Below are 8,134 nucleotides of genomic sequence, written 5' to 3'. Positions count from 1 at the left end.
TGCGGTACGGCATCCCCGAGTTCAAGATGGAGAAGCGGCACATCAACCGCCGCATCGAGCAGATGCGCGCGGAGGGCACCCGGTTCCGCACCGGCGTGGAGATCGGCCGCGACCTCAAGGCCGGCGACCTGAAGAAGCGGTACGACGCGGTCGTCATCGCCGCCGGTTCCACCACGGCCCGCGATCTCCCCGTCCCCGGACGGGAGCTGACCGGCATCTACCAGGCGATGGAGTACCTGCCGCTGTCCAACAAGGTCCAGGAGGGCGACTACGTGTCCCCGCCGATCACGGCCGAGGGCAAGCACGTCGTGGTCATCGGCGGCGGCGACACCGGCGCCGACTGCGTGGGCACCGCCCACCGCCAGGGCGCGGCCTCCGTCACCCAGCTGGAGATCATGCCCCGCCCGAACGACGCGCGGCACCCGCTGAACCAGCCCTGGCCGACCTTCCCCATGCTGTACAAGGTCACCAGCGCCCACGAGGAGGGCGGCGAGCGGGTCTACGCCGTGTCCACCACCCACTTCGAGGGCGACGAGGACGGCAACGTCCAGGCGCTGCACCTGACCGAGGTCGAGTTCATCGACGGCAAGCTGACCCCCAAGCCGGGCAGCGAGCGGAAGATCCCGGCGCAGCTGGTCACCCTGGCCATGGGCTTCACCGGCACCGACCGGGAGAACGGCCTGGTCGACCAGTTCGGCCTGGAGCTGGACGAGCGGGGCAACATCGCCCGCGACGCCGACTTCCAGACCAACGTGCTCGGTGTCTTCGTCGCCGGTGACGCGGGCCGTGGCCAGTCCCTCATCGTGTGGGCCATCGCCGAGGGCCGCTCCGCCGCCCGCGGGGTGGACCGCCACCTCACCGGGGCCAGCGACCTGCCCGCCCCGATCCGCCCCACCGACCGCGCCCTGGCGGTCTGACACCCTCACACCCGGTGTGCCGTACAACGGCGTACGGAACATCAGACGGCGCCTGCCCGACAGTCCCCGACCGGACGCCCGGGCAGGCGCCGCCGCCTTCTCAGCCGGTGCCGCTGGTGAGCGTCGCCGCCTTCACCGCCGCCAGCACCAGCAGCAGGACCAGCAGACCCGCGCACGCGGCCCACTGGATCAGCGTGCGGCGGTCGCCGCGCGGGGCGTAGGCGAAGGCGAGGGTGACCACGGCGCCCGCGAGCAGGCCGCCGAGGTGGCCCTGCCAGGAGGTCGCGAAGGCGGAGATCACCAGCCAGATCAGCAGGCCGGTCATGTACTGGTTGACCGACCGCATGTCGTAGCCGAGTCGCCGTCCCATCACCCAGTACGCGGCGCCCAGGCCGAACACCGCGCCCGAGGCGCCCACCGTCGGCACGTCCGGCGCGATCAGCAGCACCAGCACCGAGCCGCCGAGCGCCGAGAGCAGATACAGCGCGAGATAGCGGGCCCGGCCGAGCTGGGTCTCCACCACCCGGCCGACGTTCACCAGCGCCACCATGTTCAGCACGATGTGCACCACGCCGATCCCGTCGTCCGGCGGCATGTGCAGGAACGCGCCGGTCAGCAGCCGCTCCCACTGCCCGCCCACCACGCCCTCCGGGGTCAGCACGGAGTCGTACGGGTACTGCCACAGGTAGTGGCCGCCGTCCGGGCCCACCAGGCCCGCGCCCAGCATCCCGAACCGGTCCACGATCGAGGGGCGGGCCAGCTCCGCGAGGTAGGCGAGCACGTTCAGCGCCACCAGCACCCAGGTGACCAGCGGGAACGTACTGATCCGGCCGCCGAACGCGGTCCGCGCCTGCCGCACCGAGCGGGCGCCCTCCTGCACGCACTCCACGCACTGGTGGCCGACCGAGGCCTCGCGCATGCAGTCCGGGCAGATGAAGCGGTCGCAGCGGGTGCAGCGGACGTGCGACTCCACCTTGGGATGACGGAAGCACGTGGTCACGGCGGACTCGGCGGTCACGGCCGGCTCCTTCGAAGAAAGGGTGTTCGGGACGAGCCGGTGGGGACGGCGCCGAACAAAATATCGGATCACCGCACGACCCCCGCGCCCCAGGCTGTGATCACCTGATTTCCCGACGCCGCGTCACCGCCCCGCCCCTCCCGCACTCGTGCGGATGAACGCACCGGCGAGGCACGTTCCGCAGGTCAGGGGGCGTGCTGATGATGTCCCGGAACGCCGCGCCAACCGCAGTCACCCAGCCCGCACTTGACGGGCTGCTGCGCCGTGCGCGGGTCCGGAAGGAGCCGGCCTTGTCCGAGCAGACCGAGCAGGCGGAGCACGGAGTCGGGGAGTTCACCCTCACCGGCCCGCTGACCACCGCGCCCCCGGCCGGGTACACCGCACCCGAGCCCGACGAGAAGTGGCCGCTCCGAGGCGGCTTCGCCCACGTCTACTACGGCGAGCGCAACCAGGGCATCGTCCGGCCGGTGATCATGGCCGACGGCTTCAACCTCGGCAAGAGCGACCTCGCCTGGCTGTACGCGGGCCTCGACCGCGACTACCCCTTCCTGACCGAGCTGCGCCGCCGGGGCCGGGACATCATCCTCGTCGGCTTCGACGAGCGCAGCGCCTCGGTCCTCGACAACGCCCGGACCGTGACCGACGCCGTGACGCGGACCTGCGCCGAACAGCTCGGCGACGCCCCCCTGACGGCCGGCGGCTTCAGCATGGGCGGTCTCGTCACCCGCTACGCGCTCGCCAAGATGGAGTACGAGCGCGTGGACCACCGCGTCGGCGTGTACTTCTCCTACGACACCCCGCACCGCGGCGCCTACATCCCCATCGGCCTCCAGGCGTTCGCGCACTTCATCCCGGTGCCCAACGACTTCGCCCGGCAGATGAACAGCCCGGCGGCCCGCCAGATGCTCTGGCGCCACTACGACGCGATGACCGGCCAGAACGGCATCGCCCCCGAGCGCCGCGAGTTCCTGGACAACCTGGCCCGGGTCGGCGAATGGCCGCGCGTCCCGCGCCTGCTGGCCCTCGCCAACGGCCGGGGGGACGGCACCGGCATCGCCGTACCGCCCGGCGAGACCGTACTGAAGTCGGAGCGGGTCTACCCCGGCACCACCTTCTACGCCCAGGCGCAGGGCCGCGAGGTCACCGTCGCCGAGCTGAAGCGCCGCTTCCCGGCGTCCGAGAAGACCATCACCACCGGCGACCTCCCCGAGATGGACGGCGCCCCCGGCGGCACCCTGCGCTCCTACGGCATCCTCGCCGACGCGCTGAAGAAGGCCGGTGCCCAGGTCGACCTGCGGCACGAGGAGATCTGCTTCGTCCCCACGGTCAGCGCGGTCGCCCTCCGCGACCTGGACCGGCAGAAGGACCTCTACGCGAACCTGGAGGACCTCCCCCCGGACGAGAGCGAGGTCGACGACTTCATCTGGTCCTCCACCACCACCCCGCACACGGCCGTCACCGAGGAACTCGGCACCTGGCTGCTGGACCGCCTCTCCGACTGACCGGCCCCGGCGTCCCTAGGTGTCGCACTCCAGCACCGTCCGGCACAGCCCGCAGCGGGCCTTGACCCGGCCCTTCACCGGCACCCGGATGCGCTGGTGGCACACCGGGCAGGGGAAGGACACCTTCCATCCCGCCCCGTCCGGGGTGAACTCGTAGGGGGAATCCGGACGGGGCCGCCCGCTGTCGTGCCGGGCGGTGTCACGCCGGTCGTGGGCGTAGCGCCGCCGGGCCGCCCAGCCCGCCCCGCTCAGCGGCGCCCGCCGCTCGTCCGCCCGCGCCCGGTCCAGGCCCGCGACGTACGCCGTGTACGCCTGCGGGCTGGTGAACCACGCCGCCGGGTCCTCCCCGAACACCGCCGCCCGCTTCGCCAGGACGTAGCCGAACTCCTCCGGGGTGAGATAGCCGAGCTTCTGCGACGCCTCGCCGTGCTCCCGGTAGGCGTCCAGCAGCAGCCAGCCCGCGCCGAGGTACGTGGTCACCGTGTCGGTGAGGATCTCGTTCTCCGCGGTCGTGGGGAACGCGAGGCCGAGCCGGTGCAGATACACATGGGCCACCTCGTGGGCGAGGGCCGCGCCGATGTCCCGCCGGTGGGTGCGGAAACGGTCGTTCAGCTCCACGAAGTACTCCGGGCCCGCCGCGAGTTCCACATAGGCGGCGTGCGTCATCTCCCGGAAGCAGACGATCAGCCGCGCGTCCGGCAGCCGGAAGTGCCGCACCAGCTCCCGCGCCACCCGCTGCGCGCCCAGATGCAGGTCGTCCTCGTCGCCGAAGGCCACGTCGGCCGGGGCGACGCTCGCCGCGAAGGTCCGCAGGCCGTCCTCCGACAGCCGCCGGTACAGCGCCGTGACCGCCGACCGCACCGTCCCGAGGTGCGGGAAGCCGTGTTCCACCGGTCCGCCTGCCACCACGCCCGCACCCCCGAAGGTCGCCCGGAACACCTCTCCCACTGTAGAACCGCCCACCGCCACCGCGATGGCCCCGCGCCCCGTAGGGTTGACGCCCATGACCATCAGCAACACCGGCACCGGTGACGTCGACCCCGAGGCCCGCGAGGAACTGGAGCGGCTGCGGGCCAGCATCGACAACATCGACGCGGCCGTCGTCCACATGCTGGCCGAACGCTTCAAGGCCACCCAGCAGGTCGGCCGCCTCAAGGCCCGCCACCACCTGCCGCCCGCCGACCCCGGCCGGGAGGCCCGCCAGATCGAGCGGCTGCGCAGCCTCGCCGAGGACGCCCGCCTCGACCCCGCCTTCGCCGAGAAGTTCCTGAACTTCATCGTCGCCGAGGTGATCCGGCACCACGAGCGCATCGCCGAGGACTCCGCCCACATCCGCCCCTGACCCGCGTACGCCCGGCGCGGGGCCGGACATAAGCCGCGTACCGAACCGCCCCTGTCGGCCGCCGGGGCGATCGGGCAGCATGGCCCCCATGTCCGTACTGACGCGCGACGAAGCGCAAGCCCGAGCAGAGTTCCTCGACGTCCACCGCTACACCGTCGATCTCGACCTCACCACCGGTGACGAGACCTTCGGCTCCCGTACCGCGGTCCGGTTCACCGCGCGCACGGACGGGGACACCTTCGTCGAGCTGAAGCCCGCCGAGCTGCGCGCCGTCACCCTCGACGGACAGCCCCTGGACACCGCCACCCTCGACGGCAACCGGCTGCCGCTGAAGAACCTCACCGCGGGCGAGCACGAACTCACCGTCGACGCGGTCATGCGCTACTCCCGCACCGGCGAGGGCATGCACCGCTTCACCGACCCCACCGACGGCGAGACCTACGTCTACACCCAGCTCTTCCTCGACGACGTCCAGCGCGTCTTCGCCGCCTTCGACCAGCCCGACCTCAAGTCCGTCTTCGACGTGAGTGTCACCGCCCCCGAGGGCTGGCAGGTGCTCGCCAACGGCATCACCGAGGACCTCGGCGGCGGCCGCTGGCGCGCCGCCACCACCCCGCTCATCTCCACCTACCTCGTCGCGGTCGCCGCGGGCCCCTGGCACTCCGTACGCACCGAGCACCGCGGCCTGCCCTTCGGCATCCACTGCCGTCGCTCGCTCGCCCCCCACCTCGACGCCGACGCCGACGAGATCCTGGACATCACCCGCGCCCTCTACGACCGGTACCACGAGAAGTTCGAGGAGCCCTACCCCTTCGACTCCTACGACCAGGCGTTCGTCCCCGAGTTCAACGCCGGCGCCATGGAGAACCCCGGACTGGTCACCTTCCGCGACGACTTCGTCTTCCGCTCCGCCGTCACCGACACCGAGCGGCAGATCCGCGCCATGGTCATCGCGCACGAGATGGCCCACATGTGGTTCGGCGACCTCGTCACCCTCAAGTGGTGGGACGACATCTGGCTGAACGAGTCCTTCGCCGAGTACATGGGCTACCAGACCACCCTGGAGGCCACCCGCTTCACCCAGCCCTGGGTCGAGTTCGGCGTCACCCGGAAGTCCTGGGGCTACGACGCCGACCAGCGCCCCTCCACCCACCCCGTCGCCCCCGAGTCCGTCGACGACACCGCCGCCGCGCTGCTCAACTTCGACGGCATCTCCTACGCCAAGGGCGCCTCCGCCCTGCGCCAACTGGTCGCCTGGCTCGGCGAGAAGGACTTCCTGGCCGGCATCAACGTCCACTTCGAGCGGCACCGGTTCGGCAACGCCACCCTCGCCGACTTCATCGACTCCCTCGCCTCCGCCACCGAGCGCGACGTACCCGCCTGGGCCGACGCCTGGCTGCGCACCACCGGCGTCGACAAGCTCACCCCCCGCCTCACCACCACCGACGGCAAGCGGGTCCTGACCGTCGAGCAGGAGGGCAGCCGCCCGCACCGCGTCACCGCCGGCCTCTACGACCACGACCTCACCGAGGAGGGCCGCCTGACCCTGCGCGAACGCGTCGGCCTCGACGTTCCGCAGACCGCGCCCCAGCCGCTCGGCAAGCGGCCCGCGCTGCTCCTGCTCAACGACGGCGACCTCACCTACGCCAAGGTCCGCTTCGACCCCGAGTCCTTCGAGACCCTGCGCACCAGCCTCTCCGGCCTGCCCGACCCGCTCACCCGCGCCGTCGTCTGGAACGCCCTGCGCGACGCGGTCCGCGACGGCGAACTCCCGCCCGCCGCCTACCTGGAGACCGCCCGCGCCCACCTGCCGCTGGAGACCGACCTCGCCCTCGTCGAGGGCGTCCTGGCCTTCGCCGGCACCCACGTCGCCGACCGCTACCTCACCCCCGAGGAGCGGCCCGCGGCCCTCGCCACCCTCCGCTCCCTCTGCCGCGACCTGCTGCGCCGCACCGAGGACGGCGACAACCCCGGCCTGCGCCTGGTCGCCGTACGGCACTTCATCGACGTCGCCGCGCAGCCCGACACCATCGCCGCCTGGCTCGCCGACGGCACCGTGCCCGGCGGGCCCGAACTCGACCCCGAGCTGCGCTGGCGCATCCTCGGCCGGCTCGCCGTGCTCGGCGCCACCGACGAGGCCGCCATCGCCGCCGAACTGGAGCGCGACCCCTCCGCCAACGGCCAGGAAGGCGCCGCCCGCTGCCGTGCCGCACTGCCCGACCCGGAGGCCAAGCGGCGGGCCTGGGAGGCGATGTTCGCCACCGACGACCTCTCCAACTACCTGTTCAAGGCCACCGCCCAGGGCTTCTGGCAGCCCGAACAGGCCGACCTCGTCCAGGAGTACGTACCCCGCTACTACGACGAGGCGGTCGCGGTGTCCGCCCGGCGCGGGCCCGCCATCGCCACCGCCGCCGGTGCCTGGGCCTTCCCGCACCACGCCGTCGACGCCGAGAACCTGGCACTGGGGGAGGCGTGCCTGCGCGACGCCGACCCGGTGCCCGCGCTGCGGCGCAAGCTCACCGACGAACTCGACGACCTCGCACGGGCGTTGCGGGTGCGCGGGGAGTAGCTTCTCGACGCCGGGCGGCGTGGCTCAGGACCTCCGCGGCCACTCCGCCCGGCGCAGCGCGCCCTCCGGCGCATCCAGGGCGAAGCCGAGCCGCTCCAGGAAGCGCTCACCGGCCTTCCACCCGGCCGGCACCGTCGCCGTGACCCGCGACGCGCCCCGCTCCAGCAGCGTTTCCGCCACCGCCCGCCCCAGGCCCCGGCCCCGCGCCCACGGCGCCAGCAGGAACAGCCCGACCGCCACCGCGCCCGGCTCGGGCCAGTCCCGTACCGCGTCCACCAGGCCCGCTACCTCGCCGCCTCGCTCCACCAGGAGCAGCACCTTGTCGCCGGGGTCCGCGCCCTCGGGCAGGGCGTAGTACAGGCTCTGCACGTCGCCCGGCGCCGACGGCAGACCCGTCGCCGCCGTGAACCAGTCCTCGCACTCCTCGAACAGCCGCAGCAGCGCCGCCTCGTCGGCCGGACCCGGCTCGCGCAGCAGCACCCGCTCACCGGGCAGCTCCACCGTCCACATCTCGCTCATCCCGGCGACGGTAGTGCCGCCCGGACGCCGCTCCAACGCGTTTTCCCCGTACGGCAGTACCCATTTCCTGCTCCCGCTCGTTGTGCAGCGCGGACACCCGGCTCCCGAACCTGAGCGCCGGTGCGTGTCCCCGCCCCGCAGGAGAGCCCATGAGCACCCCGCCCCTCGCCTCAGGACCCCACGGCCCGGACGCCCTGCGCCCGCTCCTGGACACCGTCCTCGGCGCCCTCACCACCGGCGCGGCCGCCCGCGGCGGCCCACTGCCCG

At 72.7% G+C, this 8,134-nt stretch carries 7 protein-coding genes; 4 read left to right on the top strand and 3 right to left on the bottom strand.

Annotated elements, in window-relative coordinates:
• The coding region (locus GT030_RS09180; protein ID WP_161200668.1) for a glutamate synthase subunit beta at window positions 1-917 on the top strand (917 nt) is incomplete at its 5' end.
• A 100-nt stretch (window positions 918-1,017) separates the two neighbouring features.
• Here the strand turns inward: GT030_RS09180 and GT030_RS09175 are convergent.
• Window positions 1,018-1,935, bottom strand: a complete 918-nt coding sequence (locus GT030_RS09175; protein ID WP_161200667.1) for a rhomboid family intramembrane serine protease — start codon at window positions 1,933-1,935, stop codon at window positions 1,018-1,020.
• A 290-nt stretch (window positions 1,936-2,225) separates the two neighbouring features.
• Here GT030_RS09175 and GT030_RS09170 point away from each other — a divergent pair, with 290 nt between their 5' ends.
• Complete coding sequence (locus GT030_RS09170) at window positions 2,226-3,437, top strand: hypothetical protein (protein ID WP_161200666.1); 1,212 nt, start codon at window positions 2,226-2,228, stop codon at window positions 3,435-3,437.
• Between the two features lie 15 nt (window positions 3,438-3,452).
• Here GT030_RS09170 and GT030_RS09165 read toward each other — a convergent pair whose 3' ends face one another.
• The gene (locus tag GT030_RS09165; protein WP_161200669.1) at window positions 3,453-4,346 is read right to left on the bottom strand and encodes a hypothetical protein; all 894 of its coding nucleotides are present in this window, start codon (window positions 4,344-4,346) and stop codon (window positions 3,453-3,455) included.
• 94 nt (window positions 4,347-4,440) lie between these two features.
• Between GT030_RS09165 and GT030_RS09160 the strand changes: the two genes are divergently transcribed.
• Both GT030_RS09160 and pepN read left to right on the top strand, forming a co-directional pair.
• Window positions 4,441-4,779, top strand: coding sequence for a chorismate mutase (locus tag GT030_RS09160; protein WP_130334497.1), 339 nt, complete (start codon window positions 4,441-4,443; stop codon window positions 4,777-4,779).
• Window positions 4,780-4,867: 88 nt separating this feature from the next.
• Window positions 4,868-7,348: an aminopeptidase N gene (pepN, locus tag GT030_RS09155; protein WP_161200665.1), complete on the top strand. Its 2,481-nt coding sequence runs from the start codon at window positions 4,868-4,870 to the stop codon at window positions 7,346-7,348.
• A gap of 24 nt (window positions 7,349-7,372) precedes the next feature.
• On the opposite strand, the gene GT030_RS09150 is transcribed toward pepN, so the two are convergent.
• Window positions 7,373-7,867, bottom strand: a complete 495-nt coding sequence (locus tag GT030_RS09150; protein WP_161200664.1) for a GNAT family N-acetyltransferase — start codon at window positions 7,865-7,867, stop codon at window positions 7,373-7,375.
• Window positions 7,868-8,134: the final 267 nt, after the last annotated feature.

This window comes from Streptomyces sp. SID1328, from assembly GCF_009865595.1.
GTDB lineage: Bacteria > Actinomycetota > Actinomycetes > Streptomycetales > Streptomycetaceae > Streptomyces > Streptomyces griseoluteus.
This window is presented reverse-complemented; position numbering and strand designations above follow the sequence as displayed.